At 39.4% G+C, this 18,613-nt stretch carries 18 protein-coding genes, 1 other RNA gene and 1 pseudogene; 8 read left to right on the top strand and 12 right to left on the bottom strand.

From position 1 onward, the window contains the following. Positions 1-200: 200 nt before the first annotated feature. Positions 201-872 (top strand): primosomal replication protein PriC, encoded by a 672-nt coding sequence (gene priC / locus EMK97_RS17765; protein WP_130604112.1) that lies wholly within the window; start codon positions 201-203, stop codon positions 870-872. 88 nt (positions 873-960) lie between these two features. Further along, complete coding sequence (locus EMK97_RS17760; protein WP_130604111.1) at positions 961-1,233, top strand: late competence development ComFB family protein; 273 nt, start codon at positions 961-963, stop codon at positions 1,231-1,233. Positions 1,234-1,405: 172 nt separating this feature from the next. Here EMK97_RS17760 and ffs read toward each other — a convergent pair. From ffs to pspA, 12 genes and pseudogenes are all read right to left on the bottom strand, one after another. Further along, positions 1,406-1,502: signal recognition particle sRNA small type (ffs, locus tag EMK97_RS17755), an RNA gene on the bottom strand. A 127-nt stretch (positions 1,503-1,629) separates the two neighbouring features. Continuing rightward, positions 1,630-2,568, bottom strand: coding sequence for a DUF3014 domain-containing protein (locus EMK97_RS17750; RefSeq protein ID WP_130604110.1), 939 nt, complete (start codon positions 2,566-2,568; stop codon positions 1,630-1,632). A 202-nt stretch (positions 2,569-2,770) separates the two neighbouring features. Further along, positions 2,771-3,412: a maleylacetoacetate isomerase gene (gene maiA / locus EMK97_RS17745; RefSeq protein ID WP_130604109.1), complete on the bottom strand. Its 642-nt coding sequence runs from the start codon at positions 3,410-3,412 to the stop codon at positions 2,771-2,773. A gap of 62 nt (positions 3,413-3,474) precedes the next feature. After that, positions 3,475-4,458: a fumarylacetoacetate hydrolase family protein gene (locus tag EMK97_RS17740; RefSeq protein ID WP_130604108.1), complete on the bottom strand. Its 984-nt coding sequence runs from the start codon at positions 4,456-4,458 to the stop codon at positions 3,475-3,477. A 179-nt stretch (positions 4,459-4,637) separates the two neighbouring features. Beyond that, a complete protein-coding gene (gene tyrR, locus EMK97_RS17735) occupies positions 4,638-6,188 on the bottom strand; it encodes a transcriptional regulator TyrR (RefSeq protein ID WP_130604107.1) in 1,551 nt (516 codons plus the stop codon). A gap of 127 nt (positions 6,189-6,315) precedes the next feature. Continuing rightward, complete coding sequence (locus EMK97_RS17730; RefSeq protein WP_170176806.1) at positions 6,316-6,669, bottom strand: 4a-hydroxytetrahydrobiopterin dehydratase; 354 nt, start codon at positions 6,667-6,669, stop codon at positions 6,316-6,318. 57 nt (positions 6,670-6,726) lie between these two features. Next, a pseudogene (gene phhA, locus EMK97_RS17725) lies at positions 6,727-7,539 on the bottom strand (phenylalanine 4-monooxygenase); the annotation flags it as partial. A 237-nt stretch (positions 7,540-7,776) separates the two neighbouring features. Then, positions 7,777-8,838 carry a YcjF family protein gene (locus tag EMK97_RS17720; protein ID WP_130604105.1) on the bottom strand — a complete coding sequence of 354 codons (1,062 nt, stop codon included), beginning with the start codon at positions 8,836-8,838 and terminating at the stop codon, positions 7,777-7,779. Then, entirely contained in the window at positions 8,835-10,244 is a 1,410-nt protein-coding gene (locus tag EMK97_RS17715; protein WP_246028828.1) for a YcjX family GTP-binding protein, read from the bottom strand. The genes EMK97_RS17720 and EMK97_RS17715 overlap by 4 nt, the downstream gene beginning before the upstream one ends. 195 nt (positions 10,245-10,439) lie before the next feature. Then, complete coding sequence (gene pspC, locus EMK97_RS17710) at positions 10,440-10,889, bottom strand: envelope stress response membrane protein PspC (protein ID WP_130604103.1); 450 nt, start codon at positions 10,887-10,889, stop codon at positions 10,440-10,442. Beyond that, positions 10,886-11,098: an envelope stress response membrane protein PspB gene (gene pspB / locus EMK97_RS17705; protein ID WP_130604532.1), complete on the bottom strand. Its 213-nt coding sequence runs from the start codon at positions 11,096-11,098 to the stop codon at positions 10,886-10,888. The genes pspC and pspB overlap by 4 nt, the downstream gene beginning before the upstream one ends. An 83-nt stretch (positions 11,099-11,181) precedes the next feature. Then, on the bottom strand, positions 11,182-11,844 hold the full coding sequence (gene pspA / locus EMK97_RS17700) for a phage shock protein PspA (RefSeq protein WP_130604102.1): 663 nt from the start codon (positions 11,842-11,844) through the stop codon (positions 11,182-11,184). 238 nt (positions 11,845-12,082) lie between these two features. On the opposite strand from pspA, the gene pspF reads away from it, so the two are divergent. Genes pspF through EMK97_RS17670 form a run of 6 tightly spaced genes read left to right on the top strand, consistent with a single transcriptional unit; the run spans position 12,083 to position 18,560 of the window. Then, entirely contained in the window at positions 12,083-13,198 is a 1,116-nt protein-coding gene (pspF, locus tag EMK97_RS17695) for a phage shock protein operon transcriptional activator (protein WP_130604101.1), read from the top strand. Then, positions 13,188-14,870, top strand: coding sequence for an ABC transporter substrate-binding protein (locus tag EMK97_RS17690; protein ID WP_130604100.1), 1,683 nt, complete (start codon positions 13,188-13,190; stop codon positions 14,868-14,870). Before pspF ends, EMK97_RS17690 begins: the two co-directional genes overlap by 11 nt. Before the next feature lies 1 nt (position 14,871). Further along, entirely contained in the window at positions 14,872-15,900 is a 1,029-nt protein-coding gene (locus EMK97_RS17685) for an ABC transporter permease (protein ID WP_130604099.1), read from the top strand. Then, complete coding sequence (locus EMK97_RS17680) at positions 15,890-16,783, top strand: ABC transporter permease subunit (protein ID WP_130604098.1); 894 nt, start codon at positions 15,890-15,892, stop codon at positions 16,781-16,783. Before EMK97_RS17685 ends, EMK97_RS17680 begins: the two co-directional genes overlap by 11 nt. Next, a complete protein-coding gene (locus tag EMK97_RS17675; protein WP_130604097.1) occupies positions 16,783-17,775 on the top strand; it encodes a peptide ABC transporter ATP-binding protein in 993 nt (330 codons plus the stop codon). Before EMK97_RS17680 ends, EMK97_RS17675 begins: the two co-directional genes overlap by 1 nt. Then, entirely contained in the window at positions 17,772-18,560 is a 789-nt protein-coding gene (locus tag EMK97_RS17670) for a peptide ABC transporter ATP-binding protein (RefSeq protein ID WP_130604096.1), read from the top strand. The genes EMK97_RS17675 and EMK97_RS17670 overlap by 4 nt, the downstream gene beginning before the upstream one ends. The last annotated feature ends 53 nt before the right edge of the window (positions 18,561-18,613 follow it).

Below are 18,613 nucleotides of genomic sequence, written 5' to 3'. Positions count from 1 at the left end.
GACAGGAAAAAAATAAAACAAGAAAAACAGATAGTTAACAATTAACTAGCACCATAAAATGTAAAGATAGGTGTACAATAAGGCATTTCTAATTGTAATAAAATTGTGAACTATTAAATTTTTTGTTGACACATCAACAAAGAAATAACCCTAAATACTATGCTAGACTTAGCAGTACTTTGTGATTCACGTTTTCTACTATGCCTGTAAATCATCTTCAAAAAGCAACAATATCTAGATTAAACACGCTATTAAATAGTCTAGCCGAACAAGCAAGTCTAATTGACCAATACAATACTCAGCAACAATCACACTGGCTGATTGAGAACAACAACCTTTTTTCACCACAATTGTTTAAAAGCGATAGTGATAAATACTCACACTATGTAATAGAAGTTAAGACTGGATTAACAGAGTTTCAGCGTTTAAGCTCAAAAATTACCTCAGAGCCACATCACGAAATATTGGCGAAAACAAAGCTACTCCATATAGAGCAGCAGATAATGGCAATAGTTAATGCATTAAAAGCCAATGATGCTATGCATCTAGCTGCCGAGCGCAGCTATAACGCCTACAAAGAATACAAAAATAAGAAAATGAGAAATAAGCAAAGCCAATATCAAGATATCGCCAATACCTTTATGGCTTCTAGTCATCAATTATATCAGAAACTTAGTGAGCATCATGAGTTTGAGCGCCGACTGCTAGACATGATTAATGAAAGAGAAATAAAGCGGCAAAAAAGTAAACAGTCAGAAACTGCATCACAACTATCAAACGAGGTGTTAGCTTTGCATCAACGACTCGGCCGATGCAGAAAAGCAATAACGGCGATTGAAAAAGAAATAGAGTTTGCTGAGCGAAAAACTTAATTCTCTCTTTATTTACCTAGTAACCTAGTCAGGGTTAAGGTAACCTTAAAAGATTAGGTATATATAACAGTACTTTTCGAGGTTTAATATGAAAATTTCAGACGATATACATAACTATTATGAAAAGCTGGTTATGCACCACTTTGCTACCGCTAAATTTGATGAAAAATATGATAGTGACTTTATAGCAGATTTAACATGTGTAGTGCTAAACCAGCTACCAACTCGCTATATTCGCCATGAAGTTGATATGGCATTCTACCTTCCTGCTTCTGAAAGGTTTGAAATGGAGTCAAACGTTAAAAAAGCAATAAGCAAAGCACTAGAGTTTATGCAAACACAAAGAGTTCAGTCAGAATAGATTCAACTTCATAGAGGAGTAAATAACTCCTCTGCCCTTACTAGACCTATAAATAATAACTACTAACAATCATTAAGTGATAGCTGATTTAACAAAGCGGGTATAGGCTCGAATTAATATATCGCGAATAAAATTAAAGTTTGAAATTAATCAGGGGAGTATTGGGTGGCGACCCAAGCAGCCACACCTCGGCACATGAGTCGTCTGCTGCGGTTGCTTCCTTCCGGACCTGGCCGAGTTCACAGAGTATCATTGCGAGGGGACCGAAAGGGTCACCATAAAAGCTCAATGCTATTCACTTTTGAGCGCGCGAATTATCGCTAATAGCATTTACATATGCAAGTAATAGTTTTGAAAAACAGACCCTTTGTCTGTTTTTTCATCTAATTAACTAACTTAACTAACACCGTTTCTTTGTTGCGCAAGCTTTTCATTAATTTCTAATAAGATAGATTTGATTATCAGTAGGTTTTCTTTACCCAGTCGTAAAAGCAACTTATCACTATCTGGTAGTTCTTCTAAAGACTGTTCCTTAAACTTGTACATCACACTTGGTCTGGTTAACTCCATTGAAGATTTAGGCAGTTCCATATCTAAAACACGTGTAATGGCATCTTGTAAGGTAAATGTGAAGTCATCTTCATAGCCTAACTCTGAATAAGCCTCATCAATTAAAGGCTTAATATCAAAATACCATTGCACTAATTCACTACTATCAAGGGAGCGCAATAAATCGATATATAAATTAAAACGTTTCGTTGAATTAACATCCCACTGCCAAACATTTTCTTTATCTTCAACGGTAACATTAGCTTCATCAGGTGAAAACTTTACTTTAGGCAAAATAAATGGACTATGTTCATAAGCAAGCGTTCCTTGAGCAAAGTTATCTGTAAAAACAACAAAGCGACGAATCATATCATCATCAATTACCAGCTTAAGTAGCTCTTTGCGCCAGGTAAGCTCTGCAAGAGTAGTTTGTAACCAAGCGTCACTTTCATCTAAGTTAGGCAGTACAGGCTCTATCACTTCAGGCTCTGGCGTTGCTGCTGTTTCTTCTGGGGCAATAGGCTCAGGCGCTTCTAAAATATCTTCTTTTGGCTCTGCTGGCGTAATTGGCTCAGGCTCAGGTTTCACCTCAGGTATCACTTGAGCAGGCTGCTTTGTTAGCTCACTTAATTCAATAGGCCTCTTTTCCGTCTTTCCTCCTGAGAACTGCCAAAAAGCGATAATAACTAAGATTAATGAAGAGATAAAAAGTAGCAAAGGCCCCTTGTTACTTTGTTCACCTTCATGCTCTGATTGATTATTAGGAGATAAATCTGAATTATCCATAGTCACCTTTATTTATTAAGAAATGGAGAAAAGCTCGATAGCCATATCTACATTGCACAATTTTTTTTAAACTCTTGCAACCTTGAAGGTTAGATTTTAATGACTTTTTTGCGCATTATTTGTTTTGAAATGTAAATAACATAAAAAAAGCCAAGAATTTCTTCTTAGCTCTTTACATTATCTTTAGTTAACTAAAGTAGATTTACACTACTGCATCAGCTTGATTTTCAGGTTTTGCCTTATCAAAAGCCGGCAATTCATTACAACGCTGAACTATCGCATTAATCAGCGTATATTCACTCATATCAACATTGAATCTTACAGCGTTATACACTTGAGCAACTAAACAAATGTCTGCAACAGTAACTTTATCGCCAAAACAATATAAACCACTGTTTTTTTGTAATTGCTGTTCTATTGCTGAAAAACCTTTTGTCATCCAATAATTAACCCAATCGTGCTTTTTCTCATCAGATAACCCTAAATCAGCTGTTAAATACTGCTGTACACGTAAGTTATTTAAAGGGTGAATTTCACAAGCAATATCTAAGGCCAAGGCTTTCACTTGTGCCTTTAACTGCTTATCCTCAGGGTAAAGAGCAACTTGCGGCGAGACATCCTCTAAATAGTCAATAATTGCTAACGATTGATTTAAAGTAAACTCACCATCAAGCAAACAAGGAACGAGTTGGTTAGGATTAAGCGTACTAAATTGTTTTAAATGCTGCTCGCCACCATTTTTAACTAGATGAACGGGAACAGATTCAAACTCAATACCTTTTAAGTGCAAGGCAATTCTTACACGATAGGCGGCCGTTGAGCGCCAATAACCATATAGCTTCATATCATTCCTTAATGCAGCTTGCGTCTATTGGCTCTGCCAACAGACGACCTGCCACCCTATACTTACTTATACTGAACAACTTGCTGATCAATCTTACCAAAAATACTTGCGCCATCTTCATTGAACATTTCAATACTTACGCTATCACCAAAACACATAAATGGTGTGCTTGGCTTACCATCAGCAATAATTTCTAACATACGCTTTTCAGCCAAACAGCTCGAGCCTGCTGAACGATCATAATTAGAAATAGTACCTGAGCCAACAATACAACCAGCCGATAAGGGCCTTGTTTTAGCTGCATGAGCTACTATAGTAGGAAAATCAAAGGTCATATCTACACCACAGTTTGGCTGACCAAACAATTCGCCATTAAGGTGAGTCGTCAATGGCAGATGCAGCTTTTTACCGTCCCAAGCCTCTCCTAGCTCATCAGGTGTAACCGCAACAGGAGAAAAGGCGCTTGATGGTTTAGAAGCAAAAAAGCCAAAACCTTTTGCTAACTCACCAGGAATCAAGTTTCTCAAGGAAACATCATTAACTAGCATAAGTAACTTAATGTGCTCAGCTGCTTCTTCAGGTGATGCTCCCATAGGTACATCATCAGTGATCACGGCAACTTCTGACTCAAAATCAATACCAAAGTCTTCTGATGCAACTTTGATTTCATCACGAGGGCCAATAAAGGCATCTGAACCACCTTGGTACATTAATGGATCTGTCCAGAAAGTTTCTGGCATTTCAGCATTTCTCGCTTTGCGCACTAGCTCAACGTGATTAACATAAGCGCTACCATCTGCCCACTGATATGCTCTTGGCAATGGAGATTCACAATCAGCCTGCTCAAAGGCAATGCTATTAGCAACCTTGCCATTATTTAGTGCTTGATATACTTCTGCCAGTTTCGGTGCAACTACCTGCCAATTATCTATTGCTGCTTGCAATGTTGGTGCTATATCAGCGACTACAACCGCAGTATCTAAAGCACGGCTTACTACGACTAATTGACCATCTCGGGTATCATTTTTTAATGTTGCTAATTTCATCGAATAACCTTCTACGTAAAATATAACGCTGGCCTTTATGAATACAAATATCACAAAAGCCAGCTCTATTAATGAAAAGCATAGTACGAATTTTTTTGATAACTACCAAGAAATTGTCCGCGCAAAAATAAATTAATGCGGAATAAATTCTTTACGGTAAAAATTACAGGTGCTAGAAGCTAGATTTTTACCGTTTTTTTATTGATATCATATTCACGAAGTTTATTAGCGATCGCAGTATGACTTAAACCTAACTTTTTCGCTAATTGACGAGTGCTAGGGTAAGCAGGATATAATTTTCTTAGCAGATCAGCTTCAAAATTTTTCACTGCGGCATCAAGCGTACCTTCAAATTCTTGCTCTAAATAGCCGTGCTCTCTTGTATAAGCAGGCAACTGCAAGTGGCTTGTTTCAATCTCATCTCCTTCCAATAAAGAAGCGGCACGCGTTAATACATTCTCAAGTTGCCTAACATTGCCAGGCCATGGGTAATGCTCAACAAAATCACGGCAATCATCAGACATAGTTAAGTGACCACGGCCAATTTTTTGCGCTGATTGGGCAATAAAGGTTTCAGCCAATGGCAAAATATCGCTACGCCTCTCTCTTAAGGCTGGTAAAGTTAAACCAAAGACATTTAATCTATAATAAAGATCTTCTCGAAACTCCCCTATAGAAACCAAATTGAGCAAGTCTTTGTTAGTTGAGCTAATAATACGCACATTTACCGTCATTTCTTGCTCTGAATCTACACGTCTAAAGCTACCATTTTGAATAACACGTAACAGCTTGCTTTGCAGCTTTGCCGACATTTCCCCTATTTCATCAAGAAATATAGTGCCGCCATCAGCCAATTCAAAAATTCCGCGTTTACTATCTTGTTGATCTTTTTCACCTTTACCAAATAGCTCAGACTCAGCGACATCATCTGGTAATGCCGCACAGTTTAAGGTCATAAAAGGGTGTTCAGCTCTTTCACTTGCGCCATGACAAGCTCGGGCTAACAACTCTTTACCTGTACCGGTTTCGCCCATAATCAAAATAGAAGAGTCAAGTTGCGACATGCGCTTAGCTTCTCTGATCACTTTACGCATCGCACTTGATGTCGCCTGAATACCTAAAAAAGTACTTTCATTCGGCTGCTTAAATGCATTCATTTGCTGACCAAGGCGCGCTTCTGACTTGAGTATTAGTACAGCGCCTGCCAGTACTTGGTTATTGCCTTCATCGGTGACATTAATTGGCATAATATCCGCAACATAATCTTCACCTTGAAACTTAAGGCGACGCGTTTGTGCCAAAGCATCATTACTGTCTAACCAACGATTAAAATTAAAGCCTTTAAGCCATAAACTAATATGCTGGCCTACTAAAGACTCTTGATCACTACCCATAAGGTGTGATGCTACCGTATTGGCAATTCTGATATTCCCCTTAGCATCAATAGAGATAAAAGGGTCAGGAAATGTTTTGATTAGGGTCGCGAGCTCATTTTTCTCTCGCTCAGATGGCATATAAGGGGCAGTTTTAACATCACCAACACCTTCAATAAGGCGAAGTTGAGGCATAAAACTTTGTAGCTCTGAAAATTCACGATCGGGAATATTAATAAAGATTCGGCCAGTTTCTTTAAGCTCAATTCCTCGAACATTAATACCGTGCTTAACGAAAACTTCTAAAACTTTCTGTCCGATTCCAACACGATCATGACAAGTGATTTCCAAACGCATTATAAGGCCCTTCTTTGCTAGTTGCCAAACTAATCACAAATAATCTGGCAATAGTGAATACAAAGGGCCATTGTAAACTATGTTTTACAACTTTCAAATAGTTTACTTTACCTTAACGTAAAGTTCGTTAATCTAATAACTGATCCGTTTTGGCTGCGCAGATAAAGTCATTCTTGTGTAAACCACCGATAGCGTGCGTCCACCAAGTAATGGTCACTTTACCCCATTCCAACAAAATTGACGGGTGGTGAAATTCTTCTTCAGCCAATTCAGCCACTTTATTAGAGAAGGCCCAAGCAAGTTTGAAGTTTTTAAATTTATACTCACGCTCAAGCATCATAACATTATCACGCACTTGCGGAATCCAATCTGGAATTTGTGCCAGTAACTCTTTTAATTCCTCATCACTTACTTTAGGAGCATCCGCTTGGCAAGCCTCACATACTTGCATTGATAATTTTTCAGAAGATGTTTGTGTCATTGTGCATTTCCTTTAATTTTAATTGTTCTTAATCATTCTATTAGGTTCATTGCGAACTTAACTTGCTTCTTTCGCTGGATATTTTGCCGGATATAACCCCAACATTTGTGCTTTGGCAACCAGTTCCATGATCTCTTCTACTTCAAACTGTCGTATCTCATCCAAATAGGCAAGCTCAGGAATCATATAATATATAGGTTGCATAATATCAATTCGATAAGGCGTTCTCAGCACATCTAAAATATTGAACGGTTGGCGCTCTACCTGCTCATTATTCAGAGCATAATCAGTTTCGCCCGGAGAAGATAAGATGCCACCACCGTAAAGCTTTATACCTTGTGGCGTATCGAGTAAACCAAACTCTATGGTAAACCAGTAAAGCCTTGCTAAAAACACGCGCTGCTCATGACTTGCTTGTAAGCCCATTTTTCCATAAGCCTGAGTGTAATTTGCAAATGAGGGGTTTGTTAATAGCGGGCAGTGACCAAATATTTCATGGAAAATATCCGGCTCTTGTAGGTAATCTAACTCTTCACGCGTTCTAATGAAGGTTGCAACAGGAAACTTCTTCTCTGAAAGCAACTTAAAAAATTCGCCAAAGCCAATCAATGCAGGAACAGGATAACATTGCCAACCTGTTTCAGCTTGTAGCACTTCATTTACCTCACCAAGTTGCGGCACTCGATCTTTAGGTAAATTTAACTTGTGCAAACCGTGCATATACTCATCACATGCTTTACCTTCAATGCAGGCAAGTTGTCGAGTAATTAGCTCACTCCAGATAGCATTTTCTTCATCTGTCCATATAATATTGCCTGTTTCATCAGGGAGTTTAGAAACATAAGCTGTTTTCTTTGTCATTGGCTTAACCTTGTTGTAATAATTTTTTTAAGTTTCGCTTTCCCTAATCTTAAGGCAGGCAAAGCTAGAATTAAAAGCACAAACAAACGGTCAAAAAACAGACAAACCCTATTCTTGTACACCTAAACTTACAGTGTGATTTACATTGTTGATAATGCTGAAACTAAATATAACTGTGACAGTCACTTAGCATTTCATACTAGCCAGATAATAACTGCGTTTATTCGTTAGCATTCACCATTAGTTTTATTTAGCTGGCTTGATTAGCCCTTTGATTTGCTCGACAACTTGTGAACGTACATGGCTCAGCTTAGGCTTATCGTCAAATGCTAATGGCCTACAAAGCTGCATTGTTTTTATGCCGAGTCTGGCCGTTAACATACCTGCCCCTAAACCTTGTGCCAGCTTGGTTGATAACTTGCCTAATAACTCAGCGCCAAGCACATCACTCCCTAAATCTGCAACAATTTCACTAGCGCCTGCATAAGCCATATTAACAAACACTTGCTTTATTAATTTAATACGGCTCCAGTAACCTAATTTTAATCCGTACAAGCCTGCTATTTTATTAATCATCCGTAAATTTCTAGATAAAATAATCAACATATCAATAATAGCAACAGGGCTTAAGGCAACTAATACAACAGCTTCCGATGAGAACTTCGCCACTTCAGCTATCGCTTTATCATCAACCTTCTCTAAAACTAAGCGGGAGTAGAGTTGCAGTAACTCTTGCTGTGAGTGCGCATCAGATAGCGCTTGCTGCCAGGCCTGCTCTTGACTAAAAACAATATCACAAGGCAAGGTACTACTTATGGCATTACATAAGTCCTCTACATTTCCTTCAGATTGCGCCTGAGATAAAGCCAGTGCTTGTTGCTTTTGCTGCTGTCTGGCTTTAAATTGCTTTAGACCCACCAGCTCTTTAAATAACGCAGTACCACTGACGACAACAAGAGCCGCCAAAATTGCGCCATACAAACTGGTTAGAAAGGGAGATGTAGTAAAGCCTTCAATAAAGAAGTCTACTGCTTCAATGGTAACAATAGACATAAGCAACACAAAAATAATACGCCAAATCCACGGCATACTTGATTGCTCAACATCTTCAATATCATGCTGCAATAATTCATTTTGCAACTCAGACGTTTCTATTTCCTCAATGCTATCAGGTAAATAGGCTTCGTTATCAAATAATTGCTGCTGACTTTGCTTAAGTGAAGGCTCATCTAGTTTTGACTCATCAATTAAACTCGGCTCAGAAAATAAAATTTGTTGCTGTTGCTCTGGTGAAGTCTCTTTTGTCATATCATTTTATCTGCCAATAAAAATTGCAATACTTGATCCATACGAACGTGGGGCAAACACTCGTGCTTGCTTAAACCTTGCGTAGGAGCAAAATTAATAAAATTGAACGCTTGCGCTTGCCAGTAGCTTTGCGTGGGTAGTTTTTCAGGTACAGCACCAGGAAACAAGGTTATTTGCTTATTCGTGCTGCTTTCAGCGTCATCATTCTGCTCAAATTTCTGTTGTGTAACACCTTGAATAACGGGAACTTTCTTTCCTTGATGTTGAATAAAACCTGAGCTAGTTGCTTTCACTGACGCGATAGCAAGGGTTTTGATCTCAATCGCTTCAAAGCTAATATGATGCTTACTTTGATGGATTAACTGATTTAACAAAGAAACCAATGGCGCGTGTTGTTCAGGCGTTACATGATCAGCTTTTGTTGCCGCAAATAATAACTTATCAATACGGGGCGAGAATACCCGGGAAAATATGCCCGACTGACCATAACGATAACTTTCTAAAATCATACTGATAGCCAACTCTAAATCAGCAAAACTCTCTTCCCCCTTATTCAGTGGGTTTAAGCAGTCAGCCAATACGATTTGCCGGTCAAAGCGAGAAAAATGCTTTTGATAAAACTTACGGACAACGCTTTCTTTGTACTCAATAAAGCGTGCTCTGAGCATACCAATAAAACTGGTATCATCCGCATTTTGATAACGATTAAGATCAATATCATCAAAACCCGCATAAGGGAAAAACTCAAGTATTGGCGCACCAGCAAGCTCCCCTGGAAGAATAAATCTACCCGGTTGAATCACCGAAAGCCCTAGTTCATGGCGAAACTGATGTAATAGTTGCGTATATTCTGCCGATAATTGCGCAATTTGCTCTTCATTGGCGGGGGCAAAAGGGTCTATATCTGCAATTTTATTCAAAAACTCTTGTGCGTAACTATTACGTGGCGCTTGTTTTAATAATGCCAGTGTTACATCCGACCATTGCTCAAACGTTTGTTTTAGCATAGGTAAATCAAGCAACCACTCACCTGGGTAATCGGTAATATCAACCGTTAGTGTCGCCATATCGGTAGCATACCTAAGCAATGACGATTTAGGTTGATACCTAATCGCTAAACGCAACTCACTAATACCATGTGTCGGCTCAGGCCAATGTGGTTGTTTAGCCGTAAGTGCCGTGATCCCGCCCTCATAATCAAACCTAGCAACTTGATAATTTTTTTGAGGAACACGTTTAGCGGCAATAAAATTTCCTTGATGAACCGGATCAAAAAAGCTTAATTTACTCTTATTGCCTTCATTGATTAATTGGTTGACCAATGACGTGATAAAAGCTGTTTTACCACTACGACTAAGACCTGTCACAGCCAAATTAATATGCTGATCAATGCTACGACTCAGCATTTCGCTGGCCTTATTCTTTAGTTTTTCGATACGTTGCTTTTTTATAATTGCCATAGGCTATTGAAATTTTTATTATTACTTTAACTAAAACTCTACTTGATGATATAAGCTTTAAAAGCGAATTCATAGTGCCTACCCTAGCTTTCTTACGATAAGACTGGCAATAAAAAGCAGGCTATTTGCCTGCTTCTATCACTATAACTTATTGATCTCTCGCGACACCGTAAACTCCGTCGAGGTCACGTATTTTTCAAGGTTTTGTAGCTTATGTTCTAAGGTTCGAAACTTTCGGCGAATATCGTGAAACGCTTGTTTAGGCGGCTCACCTGATTGCCAAACTCGGGCTTTTACTTTAATCGACTCACTGGCCAGTTCATCTTCAGAGGACTTTGTCCGGTCATAACCACTGACATTTTGTCCTCGCTTGCCTTTAACAAAAGCAGCAGAGCTAGGATCTTTATCTAAAATAAACCAAGCTGCCACATACACTAAAATCAAAAATGGCATGCCAAAAAGTACACCAGAAACAACCAATATTCTAACCAGCCATGTTTCCCAGCCAAAATAATCAGCAACCCCAGCACAAACCCCGGCTATTTTTCCACGACTGGGGTTACGAAATAACTCTCCACGTCGTTTACTCATACCTTGCTTCTCCAATCAGGGGTTTCAGCATCTAAAATAGCTTCTAAAGTTTGAATACGCTCACTCATTTTGTCAGCCATTTCAGACAATTCAGATAACTGAATATATTCTTCTTCGCTCAAACCTTGGCTTACTTGTCGTTTACTTCTGTAGTGTAAAACTAACCAAATTGGGGCTACGATGACCATGAAAATTATCACGGGTGCCATTATAATATCGTGCACTATGCTTCTCCTTACATGTTCCTGAGGGAACGATAACTGATAACTACAAATGAATCTTAGTGTTGGTATTATTTATTTTCTTTCATTTTAGCTTTTAATTGCGCTAATTCATCATCAATTTTCTCATCAGACTCAAGCTCAGCAATTTCATCAGATAATGATTTACTACCTAAGTCATAAGACTCGACCTGCGCTTCAATATCATCAATTTTACGCTCATAATGATCAAAGCGACTTAGTGCATCGTTAACGCGTTCACTGTTAATATTTTTCTTAACTTTCAAGCGAGAACTTGCTGTTTTTTCACGCATAATTATCGCTTTTTGTCTTGCTTTAGCATCAGCGAGCTTTTCTTGCAATTGCGTAATCTCATCTTGCAGTTTACTTAAATGCTCATCTGTATGTGCCAGCTCATCAACGAGTGCTTGTGCGCTTTCACTACACTTTTTCTTTTCCATTAATGCCGCACGCGCAAGATCTTCTCTATCTTTACTTAAGGCTAACTCAGCTTTTTCTTGCCACTGCGCTGCTTCATTTTCAAAACGTACTACTTGTCTAGAAAGCTCTTTTTTATCTGCTAATGTTTTAGCAGAGCTTGAACGAACTTCAACCAAGGTATCTTCCATTTCCTGAATGATCAAACGTACCATTTTGGCAGGATCTTCTGCTTTATCTAACAAACTATTAATGTTTGAATTAACAATATCTGTGAATCTTGAAAAAATACCCATAACTTCTTCCTCTATGGCGCAAATTTGCACCGACAATAGCTCAAAAAATGTATCTTAGCTATATTTAACTTGCAGCTAATGTACACTTACAAGCTATTCATTATCTACGCCAAGTTTAAAAAAAATGATACCACATTGTTTTTTAAGAACTTATTATATTTTTATAAAAAGTCTTTAATCCTCTCAGTTAATGAAATACACTATTTGTTAGTGAAAAAAACCAAATAATAGGTTGTATATGGCTCGTTTTAATCAGCAAGATAATTTACTTGGACAATCAAATAGTTTTCTTGAAGTTTTAGAACAAATTTCGCAAATTGCTCCCTTAAGTAAACCTGTACTTATCATTGGTGAGCGTGGTACTGGTAAAGAGCTGGTTGCCGCACGTTTGCATTACCTGTCAAAACGTTGGGAGCAAAGTTACCTTAAGCTTAATTGTGCAGCATTAAACGAGAACCTTTTAGAGACTGAACTATTTGGCTATGACAGTGGTGCATTTACCGGCGCCAGTAAACGCCATGAAGGCCGTTTTGAACGAGCAGATAAAGGCACATTATTCTTAGATGAAATTGCCAATACTTCAGGCTTAATTCAAGAAAAATTACTACGTGTTGTAGAGTATGGTGAATTTGAGCGTGTTGGTGGCTCACGAACCATTGCCACTGATGTTCGCCTTATCGCCGCGACCAATGAAGATTTACCTAGCTTAGCTTCTTCTGGACAATTTAGAGCTGACTTACTTGATAGGCTAGCTTTTGATGTAGTTACCTTGCCACCTTTACGAGAAAGGCTTGAAGATATTATCATGCTCGCCGAGCACTTTGCCATTAACATGGCGCGTGAATTAGATTTTGAGTTATTTAGTGGCTTCACTGAAAAAGCCAAGCGTAGCATGCTTGATTACCACTGGCCGGGTAATATTCGCGAGCTTAAAAATGTCGTTGAGCGTAGCGTTTACCGGTGCAACAATCCGCATTTACCAGTACATGAATTAGTGATAGACCCATTCGAGTCACCTTATAGGCCAAGCCAGCGAGTTAAGACCAATGATAGAGTAACTGCACCTGCTGAAACATCTAGCCAAGAGCAAGTACAAGAAACTCAAAAAACATCAACGAATGAAGATGTCAGCTTAATAAGTACCACAACACCGCAAGCGATCAACGGGCAATATCCGCAATCACTTAAGTCGTTATCGCAAGATTATGAAATTGAGCTAATCCAAAGTGCATTAGCGCACTGTCAATATAACCAAAAGAAAACCGCGGAAGCATTAGAGTTAACTTATCACCAATTAAGAGGCTACCTTAAAAAGTATAACTTATTAGATGGTAATAACGCTGATGAACTTTAATCTAAGTAAACATACAAAAGCTTGGCTGCAGCTATATTTTGCCTTCCTAGCAATTTTTATGCTCGCCGCCTGTAGTGATCAAAACACACAGTCGGTAAGCCAGCGCAGTATCATTTATTGCTCTGAAGGCTCACCAGAAACCTTTAACCCTCAGCTTGTTACATCAGGTACTACGATTGATGCGACCTCACACCAGCTCTATGACCGACTTATTACCTATCAAGGAGCAGACAATACCATTGTCCCTGCACTTGCCAAATCTTGGCATGTAACACGCGATGGTAAAAAGATTACCTTTTATTTAAGAAAAGATGTGAGTTTTCATGCAACTGACTATTTTACCCCTAGCCGTAAGCTAAACGCTGACGATGTTATTTTCAGCTTTAACCGTATTTTAGATGCCAATCACCCTTTTCATAACATCTCTGGCGGCATTTACCCTTTCTTTCAAAGTGTCGAATTTGAAAACCTTGTCGATAGCATAGAAAAAATAAATGATTACACCGTACGATTTCAGCTAAATCGCGCTGATAGCTCATTCTTAGCGAATTTAGCCACAGACTTTGCCATTATCCTCTCTGCTGAATATGCGCAAGAACTAATCGAACGCAATACCATGCATGATATAGATACCCACCCAATTGGCACAGGGCCGTTTAAGTTAAAAGAATATCGAGTAGGCTCACTGATTCGCTATTATCGTCATGAAAACTACTGGCAAGAAAATGCTCAAATTGAACAATTGGTTTACGATATATCACCAAGTAAAACGAGCCGGCTTACAAAACTTTTGGCAAAAGAGTGTGATGTTAGCAGCTACCCTATCGCCCATAAAAAAATTATTGAGCGACCTGATTTAACGCTTGATGCAGTTACCGCATTAAACATTGGTTACTATGGTTTTAATACTAAAAAGCCGCCATTTGACAGTAAACTAGTACGGTTAGCGGTCAGTTTAGCGATAAACAAACAAGCGCTTGTTGATACCGTTTATCAAGGTGAGGCTGACACTGCTCACTCTATATTACCGCAAACCTCTTGGGCCTATGACAAGAATATCCCGCATCATGAATATAACCCTAATCAGGCTAGAGCCTTGTTAGAGGTGGCTGGCTACGCTCAAGGTTTTACCATGGATTTATGGGCTATGCCTGTGCAACGAGCCTATAACCCTAACGCGGTAACTATGGCCAAGCTTATCCAAGCAGATTTAAAGAAAGTTGGCATTAAAGTGAATATTGTCAGTTATGAATGGAGCACCTTTTTACGCAGGCTAGCGCAAGGAGAACATCAAAGCTTTTTATTAGGCTGGTCAGCAGATCATCCTGATCCTGATAATTTCTTCACACCTATGCTGAGCTGCTCAGCCACAGAAACAGGTAATAATAGAACCTTCTGGTGTAATCAAGCATACGATGACTTGATTGAAAAAGCGCTGAAAACGGCAAACGTTGCTGATAGAAAAAGCTACTACGCTCAAGCGATGAAAATATTACACGATGAAAAACCTTTACTGCCTATTGCTCACTCTAAACGATACCAAGCACGCGGTGTTAATGTAAAAGGCAACATATTAGCTAATTTTGGCGGTATCAGCTTTTATCATGTATTTAAGCAAGCACCGTCAGAAGCAACCACTTCAGCTGCTACGCAATTAGAGGAGCAGCAATAACATGTTAATTTTTACACTTCGACGATTAAGCCTGTTTGTTTTCACCATGTTGGTGTTAACTTTACTTTCTTTTAGTTTGGGCTTTTTATTTCCGGGTGATGCGGTTATTAATCTCTCTGGACAAATTCATGCCACCCCGACCCAGCTAGCTGAGCTTAACAATGCCTACCAGGCCGATAAGAATTTTATTGTGCAATACTGGGCGTATTTAAGCCATATTGTCAATGGTGACTTAGGGCTTTCCATGTCAAGCCAAACCCCTATCAGCTCAGAGGTTTTAAAACTATTACCGGCAACCATAGAATTAAGCCTAGTCGCCCTGATGTTAGCTATGCTTATCGGTATTCCTTTAGGTTTCATTGCGGCAATTAGACACAACAAAACCAGCGATAATGTTATTTTGTCTGTGGCAATGCTAGGCTATTCCATTCCTGTATTTTGGCTTGGTTTACTTGCTATTTTACTCTTTTCTATCACGCTAGGCTGGTTACCATCAGCAGGTAGACTGAGTTTATTATTTGAAATTGACATGGTAACTGGCATACTATTTTTTGATATTCTGCTAAGCAACAGTCCAGAAAAGTGGCAAGCATTTCAAGATGCCACTATGCATATTATCTTACCGGCAAGTGTCGTAGCATTAGCTCCTGCTACCATTTTTATTCGCTTAGCGCGTGCCTCTATGGTTGAAGTTTTAGCCACAAGTTATATTCGTGCGGCAAGAGCCAAAGGCCTCAGCGCTCAGCAAATTATTTTTCGCCACGCCATCAGAAATGCTTTAATTAAAATTATCCGACATGTCGGTTTACAATTTGCGAACCTAGTAACGATTGCTATGGTCACTGAAGTCATATTCAGTTGGCCGGGTATTGGCCGCTGGCTCATTGAAAGCATTTATCAGCGAGATTACACCGCTATCCAAAGTGGTTTATTGGTACTATCTTGCTTTATATTTATTGTTCACATCCTAACGGATTTCTTCTATGCGGCTCTTAACCCACTAGCACGAGGTAAAAAGCATGGCGCGTGAAAAAATTTATCAAGAGGAGATATTTCCCTCTCCTTTTATGCAATTATGGCAAATATTTCGCAAAACCCCCGTTGCCATACTCGGCTTTGGCTGTTTTGTGTTTCTTATATTTTTAGCGGCCTTTGCTCCCATTTTAGCGCCATACTCTCCGGTAGAAGGTCAACTAGATATGGCGCTGTTACCGCCTGCTTGGCATGAAGATGGCAACGTTAGCCATTTACTAGGCACAGATGAACTAGGCCGTGATATGCTATCTCGACTCATGTACGGCACATCGCTTACCTTTGGCCTAAGTTTTATTGTCGTCATTATTTCACTGGTTATTGGCGTTGTTATTGGCTCTCTTTCTGCGTTAACTAAAGGCATCAAATCAAGTTTTTTGAACCACTTTCTTGATGTGGTTTTATCAATACCTTCATTACTATTAGCTATTATTATTGTTGCCATTCTCGGGCCCGGCATTGGTAATACCGTCTGGGCTATTGTTATTGTGTTAATACCGCAGTTTATTCATATTACTCGCTACGCGGTTAAAGAAGAATTTCGCAAAGACTATGTACTTGCCTCACGTTTAGACGGTGCCAGCCCCTTTCGCGTTTTATACTACTCGGTCTTCCCAAATATTGTCGAAAGATTAATGAGCCAAGCAACCCTTGCACAATCCGCTGCTATTCTCGATATTGCCACCTTAGGGTTTTTAGGCATTGGTGCACAAATCCCGTTACCAGAATGGGGGGCAATATTAGCTAATGGCCTAGAGAGGTTCTATATCGCGCCTTGGACAGTATATTTACCAGGTTTGGCGATATTATTTGCCGTTGTTGCAACTAACTTAGTAGGCGAAGGCATTAGACATGCGTTAAAACTTCGCAAGGAGTGCTAATGAACCTTCTTGATATTAGAAATCTATCCATTGAATTAGAAAGCAATAACCAGAAAATCTTAGCGGTTGATCGCGTTAGTTTATCAATGAAAGAAGGTGAAGTCAGAGGCTTAGTGGGTGAATCTGGCTCTGGTAAGTCATTACTGGCGCAAGCGATTATGGGCGTGCTGGATGATAAATGGCACGTTCATGCTGATCGCTTTCATTGGCGTGGCATTGATTTACTACGCTTAAGTATTGAAGAGCGCAAAGCGATCCTTTGTCAGGATATAGCCATGATTTTCCAAGAGCCCATGGCCTGTTTAGATCCAACAACAACGATAGGTGAACAATTAGCGGAAGCCATTGATGATAAACAACTTTCAGGCTTCTTTTGGCAAAAACAACAACAGCGCAAAGCTGCAGTCATTGCCCTACTTCATAAAGTCGGTATCAAAAAGCATAACCAGTGCATTAAAAGCTACCCACACCAGCTAACAGAAGCCATCTGCCAACGTGTTATGATTGCCATAGCGTTAGCAAGTAGACCTATGTTACTTATCGCTGATGAGCCAACAGCCGCCATGGAAAGTACCAATCAAGGGCAAATATTTAGGTTGCTAGCCAGTTTGAATCAATTAAAAAACATGTCGATATTACTTATCAGCCATGATTTAGAAAATATCACTCATTGGACTAATACCATTACCGTGATGTACAGCGGTCAATTTGTTGAAGCAGGCACAACCGAGCAAATTTTCAAAACCCCTTTACACCCATATACCAGAGCACTAGTTGATAGCAGTCCTAAAGCGAATCTGCAGCTACCAAGTAAATCAAGGCTAATGACATTGCCTGGCAGCATTCCAATTCTTCAGCATTTGCCTATTGGCTGTCGTTTAGGACCGAGGTGCCCTAGGGCGCAACAAGCCTGTGTTATCGCTCCTGGCGTTAGTAATTACCATGGCCACAAAGTAAGTTGCCACTTTTCATTAAAGGATACTTATCAATGACAGTCCTCCTTGATGTCCAAGACATTAGTAAGTGTTTTCGCTTAAAAGGGCTTTTGTTTAATCAAAATACCTTTGAAGCGCTAGCGCCGATTTCATTTTCAGTTGAAGCCAACAAAACACTCGCCATTGTTGGGGAAACAGGCTCAGGAAAGTCAACACTTGCCAAAATCCTGGTTGGCGCTGAATCACCCACGAGCGGCAAAATTTACCTCAACGGACAGCTACTACAAAGCCAAAAATTAAAGCAACGCTGTCAACATATACGAATGATCTTTCAAGACTCAGGAACAACATTAAACCCGAGCCTAACCATATTACAGCTGCTTGATGAGCCACTAAAGCTCAACACTAAACTTGATGAAGGGCAAAGAAGGCAACTTATTCGAACGACATTGCAGAAAGTCGGCTTATTAGGCGATCATATGAATTTCTACCCTCATATGTTCTCTGGTGGTCAAAAACAGCGTATTTCGCTTGCTAGAGCGATTATATTGCAACCGCAAGTCATTATCTTAGATGAAGCATTAGCAGCGCTTGACCCTTCCCTGCGTTCGCAAATGATTAATTTACTATTAGATTTACAACAGCAGATGGGCTTGGCCTATATCCTGATTTCCCATAACCTGGGTATCGTAAGACACTTTAGTGACACCATGATGGTAATGTCACATGGTAAGGTTGTTGAGCGAGGTAACACACTCGAGGTAATGAACAAACCTCAACACCAAGTAACCAAAAAGCTGATGATGAGTCAGAACTTCCAGTTAAAACACCACCATTGCTAAATGAATTGTTAATTGAGTTGCTAAGCCAACGCATTTTACACTAGTCCTAGCAT

Source organism: Litorilituus sediminis (assembly GCF_004295665.1).
Classification (GTDB): domain Bacteria; phylum Pseudomonadota; class Gammaproteobacteria; order Enterobacterales; family Alteromonadaceae; genus Colwellia; species Colwellia sediminis.
The sequence above is the reverse complement of the archived record's forward strand: the minus strand, read 5'-3'. Positions and strand labels throughout refer to the sequence as shown.